General features: G+C 51.8%; 23 protein-coding genes and 1 pseudogene. 11 read left to right on the top strand and 13 right to left on the bottom strand.

Going from position 1 to position 25,124, the window contains the following annotated elements; all coding sequences use genetic code 11:
• Positions 1–55: 55 nt before the first annotated feature.
• The 3 genes from JSN25_RS17655 to nhaB all read right to left on the bottom strand — a co-directional run bounded on the left by JSN25_RS17655 (position 56) and on the right by nhaB (position 2,724).
• On the bottom strand, positions 56–397 hold the full coding sequence (locus JSN25_RS17655; protein WP_003020940.1) for a TehB family protein: 342 nt from the start codon (positions 395–397) through the stop codon (positions 56–58).
• A 110-nt stretch (positions 398–507) separates the two neighbouring features.
• Positions 508–1,038: a disulfide bond formation protein DsbB gene (dsbB, locus tag JSN25_RS17650; protein ID WP_042307884.1), complete on the bottom strand. Its 531-nt coding sequence runs from the start codon at positions 1,036–1,038 to the stop codon at positions 508–510.
• Positions 1,039–1,179: 141 nt separating this feature from the next.
• A complete protein-coding gene (gene nhaB, locus JSN25_RS17645; protein WP_038641231.1) occupies positions 1,180–2,724 on the bottom strand; it encodes a Na(+)/H(+) antiporter NhaB in 1,545 nt (514 codons plus the stop codon).
• Positions 2,725–2,961: 237 nt separating this feature from the next.
• On the opposite strand from nhaB, the gene fadR reads away from it, so the two are divergent.
• A complete protein-coding gene (fadR, locus tag JSN25_RS17640; protein WP_038641229.1) occupies positions 2,962–3,681 on the top strand; it encodes a fatty acid metabolism transcriptional regulator FadR in 720 nt (239 codons plus the stop codon).
• 93 nt (positions 3,682–3,774) lie between these two features.
• Here the strand turns inward: fadR and JSN25_RS17635 are convergent, their stop codons facing one another.
• Positions 3,775–5,307 carry a SpoVR family protein gene (locus tag JSN25_RS17635; protein ID WP_069324685.1) on the bottom strand — a complete coding sequence of 511 codons (1,533 nt, stop codon included), beginning with the start codon at positions 5,305–5,307 and terminating at the stop codon, positions 3,775–3,777.
• Positions 5,308–5,629: 322 nt separating this feature from the next.
• Between JSN25_RS17635 and JSN25_RS17630 the strand changes: the two genes are divergently transcribed.
• The 3 genes and pseudogenes from JSN25_RS17630 to JSN25_RS22495 form a co-directional block, all read left to right on the top strand.
• Entirely contained in the window at positions 5,630–6,928 is a 1,299-nt protein-coding gene (locus JSN25_RS17630) for a D-amino acid dehydrogenase (protein ID WP_204525191.1), read from the top strand.
• Positions 6,929–6,940: 12 nt separating this feature from the next.
• Positions 6,941–8,011 carry a catabolic alanine racemase DadX gene (gene dadX, locus JSN25_RS17625; RefSeq protein ID WP_038641223.1) on the top strand — a complete coding sequence of 357 codons (1,071 nt, stop codon included), beginning with the start codon at positions 6,941–6,943 and terminating at the stop codon, positions 8,009–8,011.
• Positions 7,972–8,121: pseudogene (locus tag JSN25_RS22495) on the top strand (hypothetical protein); the annotation flags it as partial. The gene dadX and the pseudogene JSN25_RS22495, both read left to right, overlap by 40 nt.
• Here JSN25_RS22495 and JSN25_RS17620 read toward each other — a convergent pair.
• Together JSN25_RS17620 and ldcA are read right to left on the bottom strand one after the other, a co-directional pair.
• Positions 8,059–9,792 (bottom strand): potassium/proton antiporter, encoded by a 1,734-nt coding sequence (locus JSN25_RS17620; protein ID WP_038641221.1) that lies wholly within the window; start codon positions 9,790–9,792, stop codon positions 8,059–8,061. The pseudogene JSN25_RS22495 and the gene JSN25_RS17620 sit on opposite strands and share 63 nt — an antisense overlap.
• 97 nt (positions 9,793–9,889) lie before the next feature.
• Positions 9,890–10,804, bottom strand: coding sequence for a muramoyltetrapeptide carboxypeptidase (ldcA, locus tag JSN25_RS17615; protein ID WP_069324682.1), 915 nt, complete (start codon positions 10,802–10,804; stop codon positions 9,890–9,892).
• Positions 10,805–10,902: 98 nt separating this feature from the next.
• Between ldcA and emtA the strand changes: the two genes are divergently transcribed.
• Positions 10,903–11,514: a membrane-bound lytic murein transglycosylase EmtA gene (gene emtA, locus JSN25_RS17610; protein WP_016153365.1), complete on the top strand. Its 612-nt coding sequence runs from the start codon at positions 10,903–10,905 to the stop codon at positions 11,512–11,514.
• Positions 11,515–11,525: 11 nt separating this feature from the next.
• Here the strand turns inward: emtA and ycgR are convergent, their stop codons facing one another.
• Entirely contained in the window at positions 11,526–12,260 is a 735-nt protein-coding gene (gene ycgR, locus JSN25_RS17605) for a flagellar brake protein YcgR (RefSeq protein ID WP_038641216.1), read from the bottom strand.
• Positions 12,261–12,458: 198 nt separating this feature from the next.
• On the opposite strand from ycgR, the gene JSN25_RS17600 reads away from it, so the two are divergent.
• Positions 12,459–12,713, top strand: a complete 255-nt coding sequence (locus JSN25_RS17600; RefSeq protein WP_006684222.1) for a GlsB/YeaQ/YmgE family stress response membrane protein — start codon at positions 12,459–12,461, stop codon at positions 12,711–12,713.
• 46 nt (positions 12,714–12,759) lie between these two features.
• On the opposite strand, the gene JSN25_RS17595 is transcribed toward JSN25_RS17600, so the two are convergent.
• The 6 genes from JSN25_RS17595 to JSN25_RS17570 all read right to left on the bottom strand — a co-directional run bounded on the left by JSN25_RS17595 (position 12,760) and on the right by JSN25_RS17570 (position 19,468).
• Complete coding sequence (locus JSN25_RS17595) at positions 12,760–14,472, bottom strand: alpha,alpha-trehalase (RefSeq protein ID WP_160955565.1); 1,713 nt, start codon at positions 14,470–14,472, stop codon at positions 12,760–12,762.
• Positions 14,473–14,640: 168 nt separating this feature from the next.
• Positions 14,641–16,071, bottom strand: a complete 1,431-nt coding sequence (gene dhaM, locus JSN25_RS17590; protein ID WP_204525190.1) for a dihydroxyacetone kinase phosphoryl donor subunit DhaM — start codon at positions 16,069–16,071, stop codon at positions 14,641–14,643.
• Positions 16,072–16,081: 10 nt separating this feature from the next.
• Positions 16,082–16,714: a dihydroxyacetone kinase subunit DhaL gene (gene dhaL / locus JSN25_RS17585; RefSeq protein WP_038641211.1), complete on the bottom strand. Its 633-nt coding sequence runs from the start codon at positions 16,712–16,714 to the stop codon at positions 16,082–16,084.
• A gap of 11 nt (positions 16,715–16,725) precedes the next feature.
• The gene (gene dhaK / locus JSN25_RS17580) at positions 16,726–17,796 is read right to left on the bottom strand and encodes a dihydroxyacetone kinase subunit DhaK (RefSeq protein ID WP_160955567.1); all 1,071 of its coding nucleotides are present in this window, start codon (positions 17,794–17,796) and stop codon (positions 16,726–16,728) included.
• 319 nt (positions 17,797–18,115) lie between these two features.
• Positions 18,116–18,766, bottom strand: coding sequence for a winged helix-turn-helix transcriptional regulator (locus tag JSN25_RS17575; RefSeq protein ID WP_226809226.1), 651 nt, complete (start codon positions 18,764–18,766; stop codon positions 18,116–18,118).
• A 39-nt stretch (positions 18,767–18,805) separates the two neighbouring features.
• Positions 18,806–19,468: a winged helix-turn-helix transcriptional regulator gene (locus JSN25_RS17570; RefSeq protein ID WP_170973261.1), complete on the bottom strand. Its 663-nt coding sequence runs from the start codon at positions 19,466–19,468 to the stop codon at positions 18,806–18,808.
• A gap of 357 nt (positions 19,469–19,825) precedes the next feature.
• On the opposite strand from JSN25_RS17570, the gene JSN25_RS17565 reads away from it, so the two are divergent.
• The 5 genes from JSN25_RS17565 to JSN25_RS17545 are packed head-to-tail and all read left to right on the top strand — an operon-like array spanning position 19,826 to position 25,111.
• Positions 19,826–20,356, top strand: coding sequence for a fimbrial protein (locus JSN25_RS17565; RefSeq protein WP_087856082.1), 531 nt, complete (start codon positions 19,826–19,828; stop codon positions 20,354–20,356).
• Positions 20,357–20,407: 51 nt separating this feature from the next.
• A complete protein-coding gene (locus tag JSN25_RS17560; protein WP_160955576.1) occupies positions 20,408–21,085 on the top strand; it encodes a fimbrial biogenesis chaperone in 678 nt (225 codons plus the stop codon).
• Between the two features lie 29 nt (positions 21,086–21,114).
• Positions 21,115–23,625 (top strand): fimbria/pilus outer membrane usher protein, encoded by a 2,511-nt coding sequence (locus JSN25_RS17555; protein ID WP_204525744.1) that lies wholly within the window; start codon positions 21,115–21,117, stop codon positions 23,623–23,625.
• A gap of 27 nt (positions 23,626–23,652) precedes the next feature.
• Positions 23,653–24,582, top strand: a complete 930-nt coding sequence (locus JSN25_RS17550; RefSeq protein WP_160955568.1) for a fimbrial protein — start codon at positions 23,653–23,655, stop codon at positions 24,580–24,582.
• Positions 24,583–24,595: 13 nt separating this feature from the next.
• Complete coding sequence (locus JSN25_RS17545; RefSeq protein WP_121529142.1) at positions 24,596–25,111, top strand: fimbrial protein; 516 nt, start codon at positions 24,596–24,598, stop codon at positions 25,109–25,111.
• Positions 25,112–25,124: the final 13 nt, after the last annotated feature.

The raw sequence follows: 25,124 nt of genomic DNA, 5'->3' as shown, positions 1-25,124 counted from the left end.
TGAACAAACCTTCATGGGCGGACTGAGCCGCCCATCGATTAGCAGGCGTTAAGGGTTAAGATTTTTTCGCCTGATACATCTCATCTCCATGGTTGTCGTCTTCAACCCAGAAATTGATGTTGAATTGCGCATCGTCACTTAATTCAACGCGATGCCAGTATTGTGGTGGGCTGGTCGCGAACTGGCCGGCATTAATCACTACTTTCACTTCGGGTTCTTTTGCGTCTTCATTGGCAAAGCCATAATACGTTACTGTGCCTTCCATCACGCAGAGCTGTCCAAACACCCCCGCAGCGGTGTTGTGGTGGGAGAGCAGTGCCGCAGGAACATTGTCTTTCGTAAAGAAGGGAGTAGAGCGTTTAACTTTCCAGTTTGCCGGGATGCGTAAATGGGACATAAGACATCTCCTTCGTGTGGCATCTATAAGATGTATTTAATATACATCTTATAGATGCCAGCAGGCAATGAATTTAAGCCAAAAAAAACGCTCCCGAAGGAGCGTCTCTGTTAGCGACCGAAAAGGTCACGTTTTTTCGGTTTAAACGGTTGTGCTATGACGACCAGTATCGCCACAACAAGATATGCGGCGAAGATGCCGAGCAGCCACTGCGGCATTTCGAGGGTTAAAAACGACCACTGACGCTCAGCGCAGTCGCCCGATGCCACAAACACCTGCGGCAGCCATTTATCCAGCGGTAACCAGCTCGGAAAGCGCGCGGCAAAATCACAGGTCATAAATGGTGACGGATGAAGCTGAATCATGGTGTGTTCATACGCTAACTGAAGACCGCGCCAGGCACTGTAAATCCAGATAACCATTGCCACATAGCGCAGCGGTGTTTTTGGCGCGATAGCCCCCACCAGTCCCGCACCCATCACGCCAAATAATGCGCTACGTTCATAAATACACAACACGCAAGGTTTTAGCAGCATGACGTGCTGGAACCACAACGCAACGAGTTCCAGCGCAAAGGCGGTAAACGCCAACAATAACCACGCTCCACGACCACGGGAACACTGGTTTAAAAATCGCAACATAATAATTTCCCTGCAACATGCGTAGAGACCGCAGTTTAAACCAATTCACTTTATGCGCCACTAGCGGGAATTGAAAATTTGCGTAATCGGATAATTATCATGCAAAAAGTCAAACCGGGCAGTGATTTGCCCGGCTAATTGTTATGAAAGTGTAGCTAACCAGCCCGACTGGGTCATCCATTCGGTCATTGGAACAAGTGTGAACTCCACGCAAAGCAACCCGACGAGCGTCAGGACAAGGGTATAAGGCAGAGCCATCCATACCATGCGACCATAAGAGAGGCGAATCAATGGTGCCAGGGCGGAAGTCAGCAGAAACAGGAACGCCGCCTGCCCGTTTGGTGTGGCCACGGAAGGCAAGTTGGTCCCGGTGTTAATCGCCACCGCTAACAGTTCATACTGATTAAGGCTGATAGTCCCCTGTTCCAGGGCCGCTTTGGCTTCGTTGATGTAGATAGTGCCGACAAAGACGTTATCAGAGATAGACGACAGCAGACCATTAAACAGATAGAACAGCGTTAATTGCGCGTGTTCAGAGGCTTGTAAAACGAACTGAATAATCGGCGAAAAGAGCTGCTGATCGATGATCACCGCAACAACAGAGAAGAACACGGTCAGCAGGGCGGTGAAGGGCAGCGACTCGGTAAAGGCTTTGCCTATAGCATGTTCGTCGGTAACGCCGGTTAACGACGTTGCCAGAATAATCACTGACAGACCAATTAATCCCACTTCCGCCAGATGCAGTGCCAGGGCGACCACCAGCCAGACGCCGATAATCGCTTGGATAATCAGTTTGATCTTGTCCTGGCGGGTTCGCTGCTGACGGCTCTGATCGTCAAATTTTTGCAGGACATCGCGGACGGTCTCCGGCAGCGTTTCGCCATAGCCGAACCAACGTAATTTCTCGACCAGCACGCAGGTTAGCAGACCGCAAATCAGCACCGGAACGGTGACTGGTGACATGCGCAGGAAGAAGTCGCCAAAGTGCCAGCCAGCAGCTTTGGCGATAATCAGGTTTTGCGGTTCACCAACCATGGTCATTACGCCGCCTAACGCCGTACCGACGCCTGCGTGCATCATCAGGCTACGCAGAAAACCACGGAACTGCTCCAGAACGACCTTGTTGTGCTGATCGATATGGCTGTCATCGAGCATATTGTTATCTTCCCCACGGGAAGAGGCCACGCGATGGTAGATGCCATAAAAACCGACCGCTACGCTTATTACCACGGCAACGACGGTCAACGCGTCAAGAAACGCGGACAGGAAGGCGGCAGCAATGCAAAAGGAGAGCGACAGCAGTGACTTGGAACGAATGCTGAGCAGAAGACGGGTGAAAATAAACAACAGCAGTTGCTTCATAAAGTAGATGCCTGCCACCATAAACATCAGCAGCAGTAACACCTCAAGGTTGGCGGCAACTTCTTCACGCACATGCGCGGCGCTGGTCATGCCAATGATGACAGCTTCAATTGCCAACAGCCCGCCCGGCAGCAGTGGATAACATTTTAGCGCCATTGCCAGCGTAAAAATGAACTCGGCCACCAACAACCAGCCTGCAATAAAGGGATTGATGAAAAAAATAATCGGGTTAGCGACTAAGAAGATGAGCAGTGCAAGTTTATACCAGTCTGGCGACTGACCTAAAAAATTCCGCCACATCGCGCGGCTCCATGATAGCTCCATGGTGATTTCCCTACCTTTAAAAATGAAATGATGTTTTTATGTTTGACCGCAAAGCTTAGCGGGAGGAGGGGGCGCAGGCAAGCTCTTCACGTGAATGGCAAGGGGGGAGTGAGTATCAGCGTTATCTGGAAAATGAAGCCTTGATCCACTTTTTCTTCATTTCGTCAGCTATCAGCTATGAAACCCGTCTGGTATGATAACTGTAACTATGTTTTGCTGTGTAATGGAATTATTACTATGGTCATTAAGGCGCAAAGCCCGGCGGGGTTCGCGGAAGAGTACATCATTGAGAGTATCTGGAATAACCGCTTCCCACCTGGCACTATTTTGCCCGCTGAACGTGAACTCTCTGAACTGATCGGAGTGACACGTACTACGTTGCGCGAAGTATTACAGCGTCTGGCGCGGGACGGCTGGTTGACCATTCAACACGGCAAACCGACGAAGGTGAATAACTTCTGGGAAACCTCCGGGTTGAATATTCTTGAAACGCTGGCGCGCCTCGATCACGAGAGCGTACCGCAGTTGATCGATAATCTGCTGTCTGTGCGCACCAACATTTCAACCATCTTTATCCGTACCGCGTTTCGCCAGCATCCTGACAAAGCGCAGGAGGTGTTGGCGACAGCAAATCAGGTAGCTGACCACGCTGATGCGTTCGCCGATCTGGACTACAACATTTTTCGCGGTCTGGCATTTGCGTCCGGTAACCCCATATACGGTCTGATCCTCAACGGAATGAAAGGGTTATATACCCGTATTGGTCGTCATTATTTTGCTAATCCAGAAGCGCGTGGTCTGGCGCTGAGCTTCTATCGTAAGCTGTCAGAACTGTGCGAGCAGGGCGCTCATGAGCAGGTTTATGAAACGGTGCGCCGCTATGGTCACGACAGCGGCGAGATTTGGCATCGTATGCAGAAAAACCTGCCGGGCGATTTAGCTATTCAGGGACGCTAATTACGCAATGCCGGATGGCGACGCTAAAGCGTGTTATCCGGCCTCGAATGCGCAGGCCGGATAAGGTGTTTACACCGCCTCCGGCAATAAAATTTACAGACCGTTCATCCTCGGCGGGCAACGCTCCAGCAGCTCCACGCTGCCATCTTCATTCTGCTGCTCCAGCATCACGTCAAAACCCCATAACCGGTGCACATGTTTCAGGACCTCTTTGCGTCCCTTATCCAGCGGGGCACGGTTATGCGGAATATAACGCAAGGTGAGCGAACGGTCGCCGCGCAGATCGACATTCCAGACTTGAATATTCGGCTCCAGGTTGCTGAGGTTATATTGCGACGACAGTCGGCTACGAATTTCACGATATCCTTCCTCATTATGGATAGCGGAAATCTCCAGGTAATTGTGGCGATCGTCATCCAGCACGGTGAACAGGCGGAAATCGCGCATCACTTTTGGTGACAGGAACTGACTGATAAAACTCTCATCTTTAAAATCGCGCATCGCAAAATGCAGCGTTTCCAACCAGTCGGAACCGGCAATATCCGGGAACCAGTACCTGTCTTCCTCGGTGGGGGACTGACAGATACGCTTGATATCCTGGAACATCGCAAAGCCCAGCGCGTAAGGGTTTATCCCGCTATACCACGGACTATTGTACGGCGGCTGGAAAACCACGTTGGTATGGCTATGCAGAAACTCCAGCATAAAACGCTCGGTAACTTTACCTTCATCATAAAGGTGGTTAAGGATGGTGTAATGCCAGAAGGTGGCCCAGCCTTCATTCATCACCTGCGTCTGTTTCTGCGGATAAAAATACTGGCTGACCTTGCGCACGATGCGTAAGACCTCACGCTGCCAGGACTCCAGTAGCGGCGCGTTTTTTTCCATAAAATAGAGCAGGTTTTCTTGCGGCTCGGAAGGATATCGCCGCGCTTCGGAAATGGTTTTCTCTTCCTCTTTCTTCGGCAGCGTGCGCCACAGCATATTCACCTGGCTTTGTAGATACTCTTCACGGCTTTTCTGCCGGGCTTTCTCTTCCTGTAGCGAGATTTTTTGCGGTCGTTTGTAACGGTCCACGCCGTAGTTCATCAGCGCATGGCAGGAGTCGAGGAGCTTTTCGACTTCATCCACACCGTAACGCTCTTCACACTGGGTAATGTAGTTTCGCGCGAAGATCAGATAGTCGACAATGGAGCTGGCATCCGTCCAGCTACGGAACAGGTAGTTATTTTTGAAGAAAGAGTTATGTCCGTAGCAGGCATGCGCCATCACCAGCGCCTGCATGGTGATGGTGTTCTCTTCCATCAGATATGCGATACACGGATTGGAGTTAATGACGATTTCATAGGCCAGCCCCTGCTGACCATGCTTATACAAGCGCTCGGTTTCAATAAACTTCTTACCAAACGACCAGTGCGGATAGTTGATTGGCATCCCGACGCTGGAGTAGGCATCCATCATCTGTTCGGAGGTGATCACCTCGATTTGGTGCGGGTAGGTATCCAGTCTGTAGAGTTTCGCCACGCGGTCTATTTCCGCCAGATAGACATCCAGCAGATCAAACGTCCAGTCGGGTCCATCGCTTAACCGTGTGCTGTCCTTGTTCATGGAATCAATCGTAGCCATTCGCGCACCCTCATTGTTGGCGGCACTCTCTGTGTGGAGTACCTCATTTCAAGCATAGATCATGGTGTTAAAAAACGTGCTGCGGCAGAAATTTTTTCTTTGCGATTTCACGTTAGCGAAGCGTAGAAAAAAGGCATATCCGCAAAATTTTATGCTGGATAAAAATAACGCACAGCATGAGATTCCAAAGCCGGGAGTTCCCAGCAATCACCGCTATATGTGAGATAAGTCACCATAAAAAAGCCATATGTTGAATAATATTTTCAGCTGAGTTATCAAGATGTAATTAGATGATTGTTCTTTTACTGTTAACGGAGTGGCTATGCGAGTTGTCATACTGGGAAGTGGTGTCGTTGGCGTGACCAGCGCCTGGTACTTAAGTCAGGCTGGACATGATGTCACCGTCATTGATCGTGAGCCCGGTCCGGCACTGGAAACCAGTGCGGCAAACGCCGGACAAATCTCTCCAGGGTATGCAGCACCATGGGCGGCGCCCGGCGTACCGCTTAAAGCAATTAAATGGATGTTTCAGCGCCACGCCCCGCTGGCCGTCCGTCTCGACGGGACTCAGTTCCAGTTAAAATGGATGTGGCAAATGCTGCGTAACTGCGACACCAGTCACTACATGGAAAACAAAGGACGCATGGTACGGCTGGCGGAATACAGCCGTGATTGCCTGAAAGCGCTGCGCGCCTCTACCGGCATTGAGTATGAAGGACGTCAGGGCGGAACGTTACAGCTGTTCCGTACTGCTCAACAGTATGAGAACGCCACCCGCGATATCGCCGTGCTCGAAGATGCGGGCGTGCCATATCAGTTGCTTGAAGCAAAGCGACTGGCGGAAGTCGAACCCGCGCTGGCGGAAGTGGCGCATAAGCTGACCGGCGGCTTGCGTTTACCAAATGACGAAACCGGTGATTGCCAGCTGTTTACCCAGCGCCTGGCGCAGATGGCCGAGCAAGCGGGCGTCACGTTCCGCTTTAACACCCCGGTCGATAAGCTACTCAGCGAGGGGGAGCAAATATATGGCGTTCAGTGTGGGGATGAAATCATTAAAGCCGATGCTTATGTGATGGCGTTTGGCTCTTACTCCACGGCGATGCTCAAAGGTATTGTTGATATTCCGGTCTATCCGCTTAAAGGTTATTCCTTGACCATTCCGGTGGCGCAGGATGATGGGGCCCCGGTTTCTACTATCCTTGATGAAACCTACAAGATCGCCATAACCCGCTTTGATAACCGTATTCGCGTTGGCGGCATGGCGGAGATTGTTGGCTTCAATACCGAATTGCTGCAGCCTCGCCGCGAAACGCTGGAGATGGTTGTACGCGATCTTTTCCCGCGCGGCGGTCATGTGGAGCAGGCTACATTCTGGACCGGACTGCGTCCGATGACCCCGGACGGTACGCCGGTCGTGGGACGAACCCGCTTTAAAAATCTGCTGCTTAATACGGGTCATGGCACACTGGGCTGGACCATGGCCTGTGGATCCGGCCAGCTGCTGAGCGATATTTTATCTGGTCGTACCCCAGCCATTCCTTACGACGATTTGAGCGTGGCGCGTTACAGCCCGGGGTTTACCCCCTCTCGGCCACGGCATTTACACGGCGCACATAACTGATAAGGATGAGAGATGACCCGCCCGATACTGGCCAGCATTGACCTGCAGGCGTTAAAACAAAATCTGGCCATTACTCGCCAGGCCGCACCGGACGCCCGCGTCTGGTCGGTAGTGAAAGCCAATGCTTACGGACATGGCATTGAACGAGTATGGAATGCGCTGGGCACAACCGACGGTTTTGCCATGCTTAATCTTGAAGAGGCGATAACCTTGCGCGAGCGGGGATGGAAAGGCCCGATATTAATGCTGGAGGGTTTTTTCCACGCCGACGACCTGACGATATATGACAAATATCGTCTAACAACGTGTGTGCACAGTAACTGGCAGCTAAAAGCATTGCAGAATGCGCGCCTGAACGCACCGCTCGATGTTTATCTGAAGGTGAACAGCGGCATGAACCGGCTGGGTTTCTTACCAGACAGAGTTTCCACGGTCTGGCAACAGCTGCGGGCCATGCCCAATGTCGGTGAAATGACGCTGATGTCGCACTTCGCTGATGCAGAACACCCGGATGGCATTCAGGAAGCGATGACACGTATTGCGCAGGCGACAGAAGGGCTGGAGTGCAGACGGTCACTGTCCAATTCGGCTGCGACGCTGTGGCATCCTGAAGCGCATTATGATTGGGTTCGTCCGGGCATCATTTTGTACGGAGCATCGCCGTCTGGACAGTGGCGAGACATCGCCAATACGGGCCTGAAACCTGTGATGACGTTAAGCAGCGAAATTATCGGCATACAAACGCTGAAAGCCGGCGATCGGGTCGGTTACGGCGGGCGTTACACCGCCAGCGGGGAGCAACGCATCGGCATTGTGGCGACCGGGTATGCAGATGGTTATCCGCGCCATGCGCCGAGCGGCACGCCAGTGCTGGTAGATGGTGTACGCACCAAAACGGTCGGAACGGTCTCAATGGATATGTTGGCGGTTGACCTGACGCCATGTCCTCAGGCGGGGATCGGCACGCCGGTAGAGCTGTGGGGCAAAGAGATTAAAATTGACGATGTGGCCGCTGCTGCGGGTACGGTGGGCTACGAACTGATGTGTTCGCTGGCGCTGCGCGTACCGGTTGTGACGGTGTAACTTTTGTATGCCGGGTAGGCGCAGCTCCCACCCGGCAAAAACATCCGTCACTCATCCTCATCTTCAGCAACGCGAACACCAACCTTCAGCACCGCATTATCTTCTTTCTCGGCCACCGTCCAGATCATGCCAGCAAATTCAACCTGGTCACCGACGACCGGCGCGGCGCCTAACAGGTGCTGAACGATTTCACCCAGCGTTTGCTGTTTATCGCGATACTCTGTGCCATCGTCGAGGCCATATATCAGCGCCACGTCGGCATATTTTGCGCTGGCTTCGAGAATAAAATCCCCAAAGAAGCGCTGGTCTAACGATACCGGCGGCGACTGGCTGAATAGCTTGCCGAGAGCGGGGAGATCGCGCTCGCGACCAATGACGCACAACACGTCACCTTCACGCAGGCGCGTGCTGCCCGACGGATGAAACAATACATTGTCACGAAACAGGGCGGCAATTCGCGTTTCTTCCGGCATATGCAGGTCGCGCAATGCGGCTCCCACACACCACTTATCCGCGCTGAGCTGATAAACAAACTGCTCCCAGGGGTTATCCGGGTGAATATCCAGACCAATACGCGAAACGGGCCAGCCGACCGGCGGAACCACCACTTTGGCCTTTTTAGCCGCCCAGGAAAGCGACGTTCCCTGAAACAGCAGGGAGATCAGAACCACGAAGAACGCCACATTAAAGAACAGACGCGCATTTTCCAGGCCGGCCATCATCGGGAAGACGGCAAGGATGATCGGCACCGCGCCGCGCAAGCCCACCCAACTGATAAAAATACGCTCGCGCAGATTGAAGCCACGGAACGGCAGCAGTCCGGCGAAGACCGACAGCGGACGAGCCACGAAAATCATCCATGCGGACAAAATCAGCGCTGGAATCGCGATAGGCAGCAGGTCGGAAGGCGTGACCAGTAGCCCCAGCACCAGGAACATGGCGATTTGCGCCAGCCAGGCCAGGCCATCGAAGTTTTGCAGAATACCAAATCGGTTGCGAATCGGGCGATTACCCAGCAGGAAACCGCACAGATAAACCGCCAGAATACCGCTGCCTTCCAGTGCGGTAGTCAGGGCAAAAATGAGGATCCCGCCGCTTAAAGCCAGTAACGGATACAGCCCGGCAGGCAACGAAATGCGGTTAATCATTTGCTGCAGCAGATAGCCGCCGCCCAGACCCAGCACAATCCCTAAACCAAACTGCTGGAGTATATGCACCGCGAACATCCAGCTTAAACCGGTCTCGTGGTTTTGGATCATGGCGATAAGCGTGATAGTCAAAAATACCGCCATCGGGTCATTACTCCCGGATTCAATTTCCAGCGTGGAGCCAACACGTTCGTTAAGCCCCTTACCACCAAGCAAGGAAAAGACCGCCGCCGCATCGGTGGAACCGACTATCGCGCCAATCAATAGCCCCTCAATGAGATCCAGATTAAACAACCATGCGGCCATCATGCCGGTAAGTCCGGAGGTAATCAGTACCCCGACGGTCGCCAGCGATAGCGCCGGACCCAGCGCGACGCGAAAAGAGCTGGCCTGGGTGCGCATGCCGCCGTCGAGCAGGATAACCGCCAGCGCCAGGTTGCTCACCATGTAGGCAAAAGGGTAGTTGTCAAAAGGAATACCGCCTACACCATCCACCCCCGCTAACATCCCGATAGCGAGAAATATCACCAGAATAGGGATGCCAAGACGTGATGAGAATGAACTGAGTAAGATACTGCAGGTGACGAGAACGGAACCCAAAATAAAAAGGCTAATAACTGCTGCGGCATCCAACGTTCGTTTACTCCTGAATTACGCTGTTTCGTATTAACAAACCCTAACATAATAACGACAGAAACAGCGTTTTACTTAGCCCTGTTGGCAGCTTTTTTTACGATTTAAGTACCGGATGACCATTTATGGTGAGCTGAGCGCCATTTTTATCGTTTTTCAGCACCGCATTGGCCCCCAAAGGCAGGGTGACGGTACGTTGTTCATGACCAAAATCAAGACCGCTGATTAACGGAACTGACAATCTGTCGCGTAGAAAAGCGCAAACCGAATCAAGGCTGTAACCGGCGTCATAGTCATTGGGCGCACTGCCGCTAAAACTGCCAAGAATAATGGCGTTCTGCCGGGCCAGTATTCCCGCATGGTATAGCTGCAGCAGCATGCGTTCAATACGGAATGGGTGCTCATTAATGTCTTCCAGCACCAACACACCGTTTTCGATAGCGGGCATCCACGGTGTGCCCATCAGCGAAATGATCATCGCCAGATTTCCGCCCCATAGCGTACCTTCGGTCGCACACGCCGGGCCGTTACTCTGCCATTCAAGGGTAAATTGGGGATGACGCAAAGCCTGCCAGAAATGGTGCTCGGTAAACGCGTTCATCTCCTCGGCCCCGAAGTTAGCCGCCAGCATTGGGCCGCTGAAGGTAATCACATTGCCCTGCGCCAGCAAACCGCACTGAATCGCCGTAAAATCGCTGTGCCCGCACAGCAGTAGCGGGTTTTGTTGCTGACGAGCAGCCAGTCCCTGCCAGTCGATCCCTTCCAGTAAACGGCTCGCGCCATAGCCGCCGCGTACCGCCATCACAATAGTATCAGGCGTGTGCAGATTAACGAGCGAGTTCACATCTGCCAGACGTTCTGCTTCTGTGCCCGCAAAACGCTGGCATCGGCGCGCAATGACCGCTGAATTATCGACCTGGTGACCGGCCTCAGTAAGCCGCGCAAGCCCACGTAATGCAGCCTGCTGGTTGATACAGTAGCCCGAAGGGGCAATTAAGTGAAACCGGGACATGGCATTTCCTTGCTACAACTAAAACCAAATGTATATCATGCCGCGTAGGTATGTCGTTGTCACCTCAGCGACAGGTTCCGGCTATAAGGATAGATGACGTGAAATTGAGATGGTTTGCTTTTTTGGTTGTATTACTTGCGGGCTGTAGTTCAAAACAGGATTACAAAAATCCGCCATGGAATGCTGAAGTTCCGGTCAAACGCGCAATGCAATGGATGCCGATCAGTGAAAAAGCCGGTGCGGCCTGGGGTGTCAGCCCACAATTGATTACCGCTATCATCGCCATTGAATCTGGCGGAAACCCGAATGCGGTCAGTAAATCGAATGCGATTGGTCTGATGCAGTTAAAAGCGTCCACGTCAGGACGCGATGTTTACCGTCGTATGGGATGGAGCGGAGAGCCGTCGACCAGCGAGCTGAAAAATCCTGAGCGTAATATTTCGATGGGAGCCGCCTACCTGAGTATTCTTGAGACCGGGCCGCTGGCCGGAATTGAAGATCCTCAGGTGATGCAATATGCGCTGGTGGTGTCGTACGCTAACGGGGCGGGCGCACTGCTGCGAACATTCTCCTCCGACAGAAAAAAAGCCATTAATAAGATCAACGATCTCAGCCCGGATGAATTTATTGAACATGTGGCTGATAATCATCCGGCGCCGCAGGCTCCGCGCTATATCTGGAAGCTCCAGCAAGCGCTGGATGTCATGTAGTTCATGTAATGCTACCCGCGCACCTTATTTGCTTTTTCCCGGGCTTCGCGCTCAAGGGAAAAAATAATCCGCTGTAAGTTCCGCTCCACCGCCGGGCCGACGTTGAGAAAACGAAAGCTCAGGCGGGGAGTGGTAATGGTTTCGTTTTTGCTGTCGATAACCACGCGCTCGCTGATGGAAATCAGCTGGGCGTCAACGTGATACACACCCCATTGCGCCATGTTCAGTTCAACTTGTGAGAAGCGCATGCCTTCTACCAGTCCCTCTGGCTTTGCCGTTTCTAACAGTCCACCCATGCCGCCGAGAGACAAATCGAACAGGCGAAAATGCAGAATGCTGTTGTCCGGCATCTTTGCCGCGCAGCGATAGGGAGGATGCAGCGGCGCGCCGATACGGAAATACTCCCGACGCTGTATGAACCACAGGGAAGGCGGCAGCGTTGAGATAAATGCCGGTAGTCGCTGATACTCGCCTTTTTTAAGCTGCGGCAGCGTGAACTCCACTTTGGCGCCCTGCGTTTCGGCGATAATTGAGATCTGGCTGGCCCGCTGCACGGCCTGGTTTTCATATTCCTGACTGCCAAAGTCCATGATCAGTTCGTCCGGGGTGACCGCCAGTATTTTGCTAATGAACTGGCCACCTGACCAGGAGATACGCAGTGGAACCTGCTGCGAATTTAAGTCCCTGAGAACGCCTAACACCGCTAACGGATTTTGCTTCAGGAACTGCTCATTGTAGTTGCTCACACCTAATGACTCCTGGATGCCTGGTTTATCGTTGGATTATCGGCATCAAACGACGGAACTTAAGACAAATGAATGAAATTTTTTGCCAAAGCCAATGAATTAAGTCTGTGTGGAAAAACGTCATCCAACAGCTTGCCTATACTTAATGCACTGGCGCGGGAATAACGAGCGCACATTCACTGGAAAGAGGGCCTGAAAATGGGAATTATTGCCTGGATTGTTTTTGGTCTGATTGCAGGTGTTATCGCCAAACTGATTATGCCGGGGCGCGATGGCGGTGGATTTATCCTGACCTGTATTCTCGGTATTGTCGGCGCTGTGGTCGGCGGATGGCTGGCAACAATGTTTGGTATCGGTGGTGATGTCAGCGGATTTAATCTCCACAGCTTCCTGGTGGCCGTAGTCGGCGCGATTGTTGTGCTGGGTGTTTTCCGGCTTGTGCGACGAGATTGAGTGAGCGGCCCCCTCTGGGGGCCGTTTCTTTGGAATAGAAAGTTCGTTATGGCGTCGGTTGCGTCTGCTTTTGAGGCTCAGTTGATGCCGTCCCAGCCGGGGCTGGACGCGATGCGGGGACGCTGTCACACGGTTTTTCTTTGGCGCAAATCAGGTCGAGCATTTTTAGCGTTACGCCGTTAGTCCAGCCGAACCCATCCTGCAACGGATATTCACCGCCACCGCCGCCGGTGCCAGTGGTACTCACGTCATACTTTTCAACCAGCTTTTTCTCGCGATCGTAAGTGTGCTGCACGTTGGTGAGGAATCGCCAGGTTACGTCCATGGCGACGTTATCCTGACCGTAATTCTGTAACCCGGCTGCCGCGACCCACTGGAGAGGGGCCCAGCCGTTTGGCGCATCCCATTGCTGGCCGCTTTTCACCGAGGTGGTAGCAAGACCGCCGGGCTGCAGCAAATGCGCCTGGGTTGCCGCGGCGACCTTACTGGCGCGATCTTTTGCCGCTGCATTAACATACAGCGGGAACAGGGCGGCGGCAGTGAGTTGGTTACGTACTTTGTGGCTCTTTAGATCGTAGTCGGCATACCAGCCTTCTTTGTCGTTCCACAGGTGCTTTTCGATCCCTTTTTGTCGGGCATTGGCAAAACCGTCATATTGAGCAGCTTTGGCATCATCACCAGCGGCTTTACTGGCGAGGGCGATCATTTTTTCCATTTTGTACATCAGCGCATTGAGATCGACCGGCACAATGCTGGTGGTACGCAGGGTACCTAGCTGGTTGGGGTTATCCATCCAGCGGGAACTAAAGTCCCAGCCGGACGCGGCGGCGGAGCGCAGGTCGCGGTAGATTTCGGTGGCCGGGCGGTTCGGGTTACTTTTAGCGGTGGCGATATCCTCCACCCATGACTCTGGCCGCGGCGTATCGCGGTCATCCCAGTAGCGGTTCAAAATGGTGCCGTCATCCAGCTTAACCACGCGCTTATTTTGCTGACCGGGCTGGAGCGTTTCGACGCCCTCCATCCAGTAGGTGTACTCTTTGAGCATCTGCGGGAAGTATTTTTTCAGCGCATCATCCCCTTCGTGCTGCGCCAGCAGTTCAACCATAAAGGCAAAGAACGGCGGTTGAGAACGGCTCAGATAATAGGTACGGTTGCCGTTAGGAATGTGTCCCCAGGCATCAATCTCGTAAGCGAAATTTGCCACCATGTCGGAGACCTTGTCCCAGTGATTACTTTCGGCAAGCCCCAGCATGGTGAAATAGCTGTCCCAATAATATATTTCGCGAAAACGCCCGCCTGGCACCACATATGGCTCCGGGAGCGGCAGCAGCGAGTCCCATTTTTCAACGTCTGTTGTTGAGCGGGTTAGCACCGGCCACAGACCATCAATATGCTCGCGCAGCGATTGCCCGGCAGGGGGGACGTATTTCTCACCCTCTTTTGGTAAGGTAAAGTTCACTCCGACAAAATGACGTAAATCGAATCCAGATTGATTCTTTTGCATTCGGTAATCGGCGAGGATCATTAACGGATCGCTATTGGGAACCGCGTCAGCAAAGGTTTTCTGGTCAGGGAACAATTTGGCCGTTTGTACATCGTTAAACAGAGGGCCGAGCAGAATATCAGGTGGTTGCGGTGTCGTTGCTGGCGCGTCCTCCGCATTGACGGTAAAAGAGGTAAAGGCAAAAAGGGTACTGGCAAACGTCAGTTTTATCGCAACAGAAAGCAGCCCGGAATGGCGAATTGCTGGTGTTATCATCGGTTAATCTCCTTAGCGGTGTGCCGAAGCAGCGGCATTTACCATGAGAAAACCTTAGTTCAGGATCGACCGTTGCGCGTGATCGACTCCCCATTTTGCGAATAAACAGACATTTCCCGACGCGCCAGGAAGATGCACACCCTGTTGAGAAAGGGTGTGCTGATGCCATTAACCTGTATGGGTTATCCGATGCGCCACGCAGTCAATAGTGACCGTATCTCCCGTCTTTATACTATCGAGGGTCTCCCCAAGCTGACACATCCAACAAAGTCCCATTTCACGGGCGATAATCGCGGGGTGAGAAGCCTCGCTCCCGGCACGCAGACAGATCCCTTTGATGGTCAGCGGGTCGAGTTGCAACACCGTAGACGGGTAAATGACGTCCGCGACCAGGATTGTCGGGCGGCTGAACGTCGGGATTTGCGCCGTCGCTCCTGTTAAATGCTGCAGCGAACGAGACAGTAAATCTTCAATGTCGATATATCGCGCCTGTAAGTAGGGATCGTCGAGCTGTAAATACTGCTGGCTGAGTTCGCTCAGCACCTGCTGCCAGGCGCAGGCGGCGCTACACTGCTTTTCACGCATTACGTCGCACGCCATATCGAACAGCTCGGGATCGTCCAACAGCGTGTGGTGACCGGAGAAGATCGCGGCGATATCGGCGGAATACTTCTCTTCAGCGAGCGCGGTTAGCTCGCTTAAATCGTTCAGCGTGCTCTGGATGGCGGCCTGTAATCGCTGCTGCTCAGCCTGCAATGACGCTGCGGGCTGCGGGCTTATCTCGGGTGAGAATGGCGTGTAACAAAATACCGTCCCCGTTACCCGTGATGGGACCTGAGTCGCCACGTTTTTCGCCTGCGTTGGTGCGAGCGATTCGCCAAAATTCTCTGCCGCCAACTGTTTGAACGCGGCCAGGGCATCTTCTGCCTGTTCGCCTTTGGCAATCAGGCGCAGCGTGTCGTTACAACGCACCTGCAGCAAGGCTATCTGATTGAGACTATCAGGAACGACGCACTTGCCGTTTTTTTCCAGCCACATGTCGGCGTTAAAGCCAGACAGCGTAGATACCAGCCGTGAGGCCGGGCGAACGTGGATACCGTTGGGGTTTTTCACCACAATGGCAATCGAACGGGCATCTGTGTCGGGGGATGGTTCGGCAGAAGCGGACTTTGCTGCCGAGGGCGAAGGTAAACCCAGTTGCTCACATTTGGCGTCGAGGGCGTGCATGGCATCACGGATGACCTGATCGATATCAGCACCCGCAGCAGCGCTAACCGTCGCGGCCAGCGTGCCTTCAACCAGCGGGGCGGCGCACAGACGGACTTTCGCGGCGATGTCAGGGTCGAGCAGTTCAAGGGCGGTTTCCGCACTCAGCAACGCACTGCCGATATCCATCATCACTAACACGTGATCCGTATCGGCCACGGACTCGATGGCTTCCATCACCTTAATCGGATCGGTGCCAATGGGATTCTCAGGATCGTCAATGCCTGCGGCAATAGCGAGTTTACAGCCATCGCCCATTAACATTTGTCGGGCTAACGCGCCGACGCCTTCGCCCAGTTGGGCGCTGTGAGACACAATAACCAGGTTTACCATCGCTTTATCCTTACTCTCTGGACGCCTGAGCCAGCATTTGCATCATAAACATGACGGACGTTGCGCCAGGATCCTGATGGCCAATGCTGCGTTCACCAAGGTAGCTGGCGCGGCCTTTGCGTGCCTGCATGGTGATGGTGCTTTGTGCCGCGGCTTCCGCTTGTTGGCTTGCGGCTTCCAGCGCCGCCTGTACGCTTAGCTTTTGCTCGCAGGACTGACGTAAAGATTCCACCACCGGCAACCAAACGTCGCACATGGTTTTGTCGCCAGGCTCAGCTTTACCACGGCTAATGACGCCTTCTGCGCCATCGCGAATCATTTGATACAACTCGTCCAGCGTCAGGCTCTGGTGGGCTTGCGTGACCTGGGCGGCGCGGATGAAAAAGGTACCGAACAGCGGGCCGCTGGCTCCGCCAACGCTGGAGAGCAATACCATGCCGGTATTTTTTAAAATAAAGCCGATGTCTTTATCGGCGATAGACGGCAGTTTTTCGACCACTTTACTAAAGCCACGATGCATGTTCAGACCGTGGTCTGCATCGCCGATTTCCCGGTCCAGCCCGGTGAGAAAATCACTTTCGGTAGTGAATATTTCGCCGCAGCGATAGAGCCAGTTAACAATTTGCGTTCTGGTGAGGGACATCATGAATCTCCTTATTTACCCCAGTTGAGAGCAGGGGTGTGAACCGGTGCATCCCATAAATTCAGCGTTTCGTCATCCACCTGTAACAGGGTGATTGAGAAACCGGTCATATCCAGAGAGGTACAGTAAGAGCCGATCAGGTTGCGCTCAATGACGATCCCCGCATCCTGGCAACGGCTTTCGAGGCGGTTATACACGCCGAAGAGTTCTGACAACGGCGTCGCACCGAGATTATTGACCAGCGCGATGACGCGATCGCCGCTTTGCAACGCCCGCTTGCTTTCTTTGCCTTCCTGCCACGCGCCCTGGACGTTGTCCCAATGACGCAGCGTGCGGCTGTAGTTGCCGTTTTCCAGCAGCGTGTCGAACATTTCATCTACGGTTTGGTCGAGAGACGTGAAGGCTCTGCGGTCAATGCCCGGCTCCCCGTGGATACCCACGCCAAACTCCATTTCGTTATCCTGCAGCGTGAACGATGGTTGCCCGGCGGCCGGAACGGTACAGGCGCCAATGGCGATCCCAATGGAGTGTCCCTGGTTATTCAGTTGACGCCCGAGTGCCGCGCAGGCTTCCAGCGAGTCACCGCGTTCGGCTGCCGCGCCGACCAGTTTTTCTATCAATACGGTATTCGCCACGCCACGACGACCGGCGGTATACAGACTATCTTTCACCGCGACGTCGTCATCCACCACCATGGTCGTGACTTTAATACCGCTTTCGTGCAGCAACTCGGCGGCGGTTTCGAAGTTAAGAATGTCGCCGGTGTAATTCTTGATGATCAGCAGGACGCCTTCACCGCCGTCAATTTGCATGGCGCATTCGAACATTTTATCCGGCGTAGGTGAGGTAAAAATCTCACCCGGGCAGGCCCCGGCGAGCATGCCCTGCCCAATATAACCGCAGTGCATTGGCTCATGTCCGCTGCCGCCGCCGGAGAGGAGCGCCACTTTGCCCATCACCGGCGCATCTGCGCGAGTGACGTACACCGGGTCCTGATGCAGCGACAGGGAGGGGTAAGCCTTCGCCAGTCCGGCGAGTTGTTCATTCAGTACGTCTTCAACACGGTTGATCAATTTTTTCATTATTTATGCTCCGCAGACAGTCCTGGATGCTGCCAAAATTCAGCAGCCATCTGATGTAGGGTATCGGTTTGTACAACGCTACGGCGACCGCTCGCTGCCGATAAAGTAATTTTGCACACGGGTATGCAAAAGAAAATTGCTGTTGGTGGTGTTTCAATAAGGAACATTGCTATCTCAATATGTTCCATCTTGAAACAAGATGGCGTCAAATTCGCCTAAACTGCGACGTTGGGCATCCTTTTGTTTTACGGTTGGCAAGGGGGGCAGGCAGTTTCATCAAGGTGAAGGGCGTGAACGAACAGGAGGCAGATTAAGAAGGCTAAAATCGTGCAGGCAGGTGGTTGATCGCCACCAGTTTTCCTTGCTCAAGTTCGATATATCCCCCTTTTTTTAAGGCCGCGAGCATTTTCATCACGCTACTGCGTGAAAGGTGCGTCCTGTCCAGAATGTACTGGTAGGCGGCAATCTGCTGGCGAATGTTGTCTGATTCTTTGGCCAGAGCCTGTAGTTGATAGCACAGCACATCATAAGTGGTGGGGGCCGCGACCATCTCATTTTGAATAAACAGTTTATTTGTCACGATGATCATATGCCGGGCCATGATCTCCCAAAGCTGTTTTGCTTCAATGCGTGCCATAACGGTTTCCAGTGGGACAGTCGCAACTTCGCATTCCTCAAGGGCGCGGAGCAATAGTTTCTCTGATAATGCGCTGGTGAAGCCGAGAGACACCGGCGCAGAGGCGATGCCTAAAGCCAGATTATTCTCCAGGTTTTCAATACTTACCGTACCTTGGCGGATAAACTGACACAGATGTTCTCCAGAATGGATAAATACGAAGCGGCTACCTTTGGGGTAGCGCCTGAACTCGCATTCTTCTGCCAATTGTCGCAGCAACTCCGGAGCATAAGGCGAGGGTTGTTTGAGCAGGTTTATCGGCGATTCATGAGGCATAATGGGGTTATCCCGCATAGATTTTCATTCGTTTACGTTGTGCAGCATAGCGTACGGTTAATACTTCAGGGGAATATTTTGCTGTATTTGTTTCAATACGCCGCGCTCGGTAACGATATAGCCGCCTTTTTTTAATTCGGCCAGAATTTTCATGATACTGCTCCGTGACAGAAACGTGCGGCTCTGAATATAGTTTGCGGCGGTAATGTGCTGCCGAAACTCGTCAGATTCGCGCATCAACTCATAAAGTTGTGAGCGAATAACATCGTAAGATGTTGGGGCGGAAATGCGAGTGCAATGGTCATAAACACGCCCGGCCGTATAAATGAGTAACATGGACAGGCTCTCCCACAGATCCTCATCGGCAATAATCTCATTAGCTGTTTCCAGAGGAATGGCTGCAACGGTTGAGCACTCCTCACACCGCATAAAGAGATATTCCGATTCTGCAAGCTGATTGCTTAGTCCGAAGATAAATGGCGCGACTTCAGAATTGAGCATAAAGCCGTCGCGTTGCCTGAAGATGGCAATCGTGCCATTCAATAGCAAATAACATTGATGAGAATTATTGCTCTTGTAGTTAATTATTTGTCTGTATTTTGTTTCATAAATGTTGGTGCTTGGCTTTAGCTTTTCAATAATATTTATTATGTGTTCCACCGGCTTTATCGGTAAGGCTTGATACATACTTGATTCAATGATTATTTTTGTTTCAGGCATGAGTCGCCCTCCTCAATAAATATGCTGCTAAAAACAACATAAGATGTTGTTGGTTTTAATAATTATGGTAATGAGAGGAAGATAATGGAATCCATCGCACGGTGTAAAATTACACCGAAAAATAACTTGAGCAAATATGTGTATCTATATCAAAATTGTCCATAAGCAGAAGAGCAATAGCATCTAATAAGGATCGGTTTTACTTACATGGAGCCTAATTCCATCCTTGCTAATTTGCGCTGATTGTTATTTCTCGCAATACTTTCAAAGTGATGGCAATAATAAAGTTATGAGGCGTTATTTGCATCAGGGTAAATAACGATGCAGCACTATAAATAAAAGTTAAGGAAAGCAATTATGAAAAAGAATGTGATAGCGAAGACGTTGTCTGCTGCGGCCATTCTCATGGCCTCAAACGCAATGGCCTATGATGGTACGGTTATTTTTAATGGTGAAATCCTCGATTCGGCCTGTACCGTTGATATTGGTGGTAGTAATACGTTGATGGTCGATCTGGGACGTGTCGCTAAAACAGCATTCGTCAGTACTGGCGATGAAGCATCCACCACAAAATTTACGCTACGGCTGAAAGATTGCCCGGCCAGCGTGGCCGCAGCAAAGGTGAAATTTGACGGTGCGCATGACGGTAATGACAGTAGCTTGTTGGCCATCACACAAGGTTCCGGGTCGGCAGGCGGTGTGGCAATACGTCTTAAGACGGCAGACAGTGTGAACTTAGGACTTAATCAGGACAACGGTTATACCTACATGTTATCCAGTACCGCGGATAATAATCTGGATTTCTATGCCGCCTATGTGGCAACCGCTGTGCCTGTTCTTCCTGGCGCGGCTAACGCGGTGGCTAATTTCACTGTTAACTACAACTGATTTACCTGTGCAGTTTTAAGGGCCGGCAAACGGCCCTTTCAGAGGTTTATGATGAGAGTATTACGTTTTTGCATGTTGCCCCTGGTTGCTGTGGCGATCGGTATTACTACTGCGCATGCGGGTGTCTCAATTGGTGGTACCCGAGTCATTTACGATGGCGGAAAGAAAGAGGCTTCGCTGAGCGTTAATAATCCTGATGCGGTTCCTTACTTAATTCAATCTTGGATTGAAACGCGAAGCAATGACGGGGCGAAAGCACCGTTTATCATTACTCCACCGCTTTATCGTTTGGATAAAGGGCAGCGAAACGTAATGCGCATTATTCGCGCAGGTAATTTGCCAGAAGATAAAGAATCTCTGTTCTGGCTCAATATTAAATCGATACCGTCGGCAGAGCGTAAAGATAATACATTACAAATAGCTATCAAAACGCGAATAAAACTGATCTACAGGCCGGTCGGATTAAGCCAGTCAACACCAGATGCGCAGGTAGAAAAACTACGCTGGAAATCGGACGGTAAATTTATTCAGGTGACGAACTCATCCTCATACTTTATTAATTTTAATGAAATTACCGTGGCAGGTAAAAGAATCGAAGACGTCACGTTTGTCGCGCCCGGACGCAGCGCGAGTTTCGCACTACCGACAGGTATTACCGGTGGAGCAATAACCTACAGAATTATTAATGATTACGGCGGGATAAGTGAGGCGTATCACGCCTCACTCTAAAACGCAGTCCGGACGGGAAGATTATGTCAATGATGATAGCCAAAATGATAACTAATCCGCCTCCGGTCCGATTGCTGCTGTTTATTTTATTAACCGTCGCCAATGTACTGAATGAAGTAAAAGGTCGTGATTACTTTAACCCTGCGTTACTGGAGCGTACAGGATCCACAAATGGCGATGTTGATCTTTCCGGCTTTGAGACAGGACAACAGGCGGAAGGAACATATCATGTTGATATTCTTCTCAATGGAGAGAATGTTGATACCCACGATGTAGTGTTTACCAGACGGGAAGGGGGAATGCTGGAACCGTGCCTTTCAACAGAGTTGTTGGTGGGCTACGGTGTGAAGACAGCGCTATATCCAGGGCTTGTCGGGAACGAGAATTGCGCTGATCTGTCCGCTATTCCTCAGGCTTCCAGCGAACTGTTATTTTCTTCCCAGAAGTTGTTATTGAGTATTCCGCAGGCCGCGCTTTCTTCACCGGCGCGCGGTTATGTTGCGCCAGAACAGTGGGATGAAGGTATTACAGCCATGATGCTCAATTACAGTCTCAGTGGGGATAACAGCCGGACAAAGGACACAGGAAACAACAGCAACAGTCAGTACGTTAACCTGCGTCCGGGAATTAACTTTGGCCCATGGCGGTTACGTAACTACAGCACCTGGAATAAAGACAGCCAGGGAAATGCGCACTGGGACACCGTCTATAGCTACGTGCAGCGCAATATTATTCCGCTGAAAGCGCAACTGGTACTGGGCGACAGCTCTTCGCCAGCCGATGTTTTTGACAGCATTCCTTTTCGCGGTGGCCAGCTTGCCTCTGATGATGAGATGATCCCGGATTCGCTGAAAGGCTATGCACCGGTGGTGCGAGGAATCGCCCGAACAAACGCGCAGGTGATCATTCGACAAAATGGTTATCAAATTTACCAAAACTACGTCTCTCCGGGGGCGTTTGAAATAACCGACATGTACCCGACCGGAGGCGCGGGCGATCTTGACGTGAGTATCAAAGAAGCAGACGGTAGTGAACAACATTTTACCGTTCCGTTTGCTTCATTGCCCGTGCTGCAACGAGAAGGGCGTCTCAAATATGCCTTGACCGCCGGACGTTATCGCTCATATGACAGTCGGATTGAGCAGACATCCTTTGTCCAGGGAACACTCATTTATGGGTTGCCGACAGGATTCACGGCTTATGGCGGCGTCCAGGGGGCGGATAATTATCGTTCTGTTGCAACAGGAATCGGTAAAAATCTTGGCGTGGTGGGGGCGGTGTCGGCTGATGTTACCCAGTCCTGGTCCCAGCCACAGAATACAGGACAACTGCAGGGACAATCCTGGCGCATTCGTTACAACAAAAACAGCGTGGTAACCGGGACAAACTTTTCGATTGCCGGATATCGTTATTCAACGGCTGGCTATTCCGGGATGCAAGACACGTTTGATTCTTATAGGGCCGGCAGTTCATCGATAGAGAAACGCCGTAATCGCATGGAGGCGACCATCAACCAGTCTCTGGGGGCGTCAGGTGGCTCCCTTTCGCTCAGCGCGGTGCGGGAAGATTACTGGCATTACGCAAAACCATTGCAGTCATGGAGCCTGAGTTATAACAACACCTGGCACGGAATAAGCTATGGGATTAGCTGGATGCAGAGTAAAAATGGTTATTCGGGCAGTAATGCTCGCTACGACAGCGAGAGTTTGCTGGCACTGAACATTAGCCTTCCACTGGAACGCTTTTCGACCAACTCCTGGGCCAGCTATAGCATGAATACCAGCCGTAACAGTGGGACAACGCACAGCGTCGGCTTGAGCGGGATGGCGCTGGAGGGAAATGCTCTGAACTGGAGTATTCGGCAGGGTTATGGTTCCGAGGATGCGGGTTATACCGGCAGCCTGAACGCTGATTATAAAGGCGGGTACGCGGAAGTCAGCGGGGGTTACAGTTACGATAGCAATCTGCAACGGGTGAATTATTCGCTAGCGGGGGGCGTGCTCGCCCACGCCGATGGTGTCACATTTTCACAGCCATTGGGTGAAACCAACGTCTTGATTAAAGCGCCGGGCGCTGCGAATGTCGGTATAAAAAACCAAAGTGGCGTACGCACTGATTTTCGTGGATACACCGTTGTCAGTAACGTCTCTCCCTATCGCAAAAATGATATCGGACTGGAGACGACAACTATAGCGGATGACGTTGAGCTGGAACTGACCAATAAAATCGTGGTGCCGACCCGTGGCGCGGTGGTTCGCACAGATTTTGTGGCCAACGTAGGATTGCGCGCATTGCTCACGTTACGCCGTGATAACGGAAAGCCTGTCCCATTTGGTGCGATGGTGACGGTCAGAGGTGTTCAGGGGCAAAGCTTCATTGTAGGGGATGATGGCCAGGTTTATTTAAGCGGCATGCAGTCACAAAACGTACTGGACGTTGTCTGGGGCAATGACAACCAACAACACTGTACGGCTAAATATACTCTGAACAGCGAAGAAGATTATCGTGGTATTACCGTGACTGACAGTCTGTGTCGGTAACTCACTTTATTTATTGAGTCTATTAAGATGAACCGAATTTACGTTCTCTGTATTTTATTATTTCTCCCCGGTTTGAGCTATGCCGATGATTGTTCCGTCAATGCGACGCTATTTGGTACAGTTACCATGGGGAATATTATTGTGCAACGCGATGCGCCGGTAGGTAGCGAAATTGCGCGTGCCAGACTTTCCGGGTATGCAAAGCTTGAAGTAGATGCTCCTGACAGGCCAACGTCATGCAGTGGCGGTTATACGTTCAATTACTTATCGGCAACGAACTCGCCAATAAATAATGTATTTAACACTAACCTCGATGGTGTTGGAATTCGTGTATCAGTTTTACCTGGTAGTTTTGTGCTGCCATCCAACGGTATGGCTTACATTTATAATCTCGGTTTTTACGATGTAATGTTAATTAAAACCGGGAAAATAACCCCTGGGTATTTAACGCCGGGAGTAATAATGCAGGGATGGTTCGTCACACCAGATAATTATTTTACACAAATTTCCCTGGATGCAAATACGCAGGTAACGGTATTAGCATGCTCTGTTTCCAGCCAGACGCTGAATTTTAACCTTGGCGACATTAATGCCAGTGAATTCTCTAACCAATCGGGGTTTAACCCGCCGCGTAGCGATAGCCAGAACCTTGGACTTAACTGCGATGCGTCCGCCAACATTAACGTGGAACTCATGGGTACGCAGAACCCCGATGTGACAGGCGATACGAGCGTGTTGGCGCTGAACGGTCAGGGAACGCAGGGAACTGCAGACGGGGTAGGAATACAAATGCTTTATAACAACGTTCCGTTGCAACTGAATAATCGCATTGTATTGAAGCGTTCAACTGGCGGGCAGGAAACGTTGCCGCTGATAGCGCGTTACTACCAGACTAAGCCGGTCGTCAGACCGGGAAGCGCCAATGCAACCGCGACGTTGAATATTACTTACCAATAACAGGGAATAAATAATGTTACCTGGAAAAAGGACGGCCATAGTGATGATACTCGCATCACCTGTATGGGGGATGGGTGATCCTGTGACGCTCAACATCAACGGCAATGTCAAAACCGCGCCCTGTCAGGTGAGCAGCGACAGTGTGACCAAAACTGTTGATTTAACGCCCGGGCAATCTGTCACCGCTTCATCGTTATACACCGCGGGTTCGACCACGCCGTGGGTCGCTTTTGAATTAAGTGTTGAACAGTGTCCTGCCGGGACAAGCCGTGTAACGGTATTATTTAACGGTAATGCCGATAGCGACCATCCCAATGATATGTACCGGAATATCGGTACCGCCTCACCCGTAGCAATCCAGGTACAGGCGAGCGATGGTGTGCCCCTTGGCAACGGAAAATCATTAACCGCAAATATTTCCAATCAGCGCTATACATGGCGTTTGCGCGCCAGAATCTATAGTGAGCAAGGGCTGGTAACGCCTGGAACCATCAATTCTGCGATTACTATTTCTATGACCTACCAATAAACTAAAGCAGGCG

The organism is Citrobacter cronae, assembly GCF_016893685.1.
GTDB lineage: Bacteria > Pseudomonadota > Gammaproteobacteria > Enterobacterales > Enterobacteriaceae > Citrobacter > Citrobacter werkmanii.
Note: the sequence above shows the minus strand (reverse complement) of the source record. Positions and strands in the feature narration are given on the sequence as shown.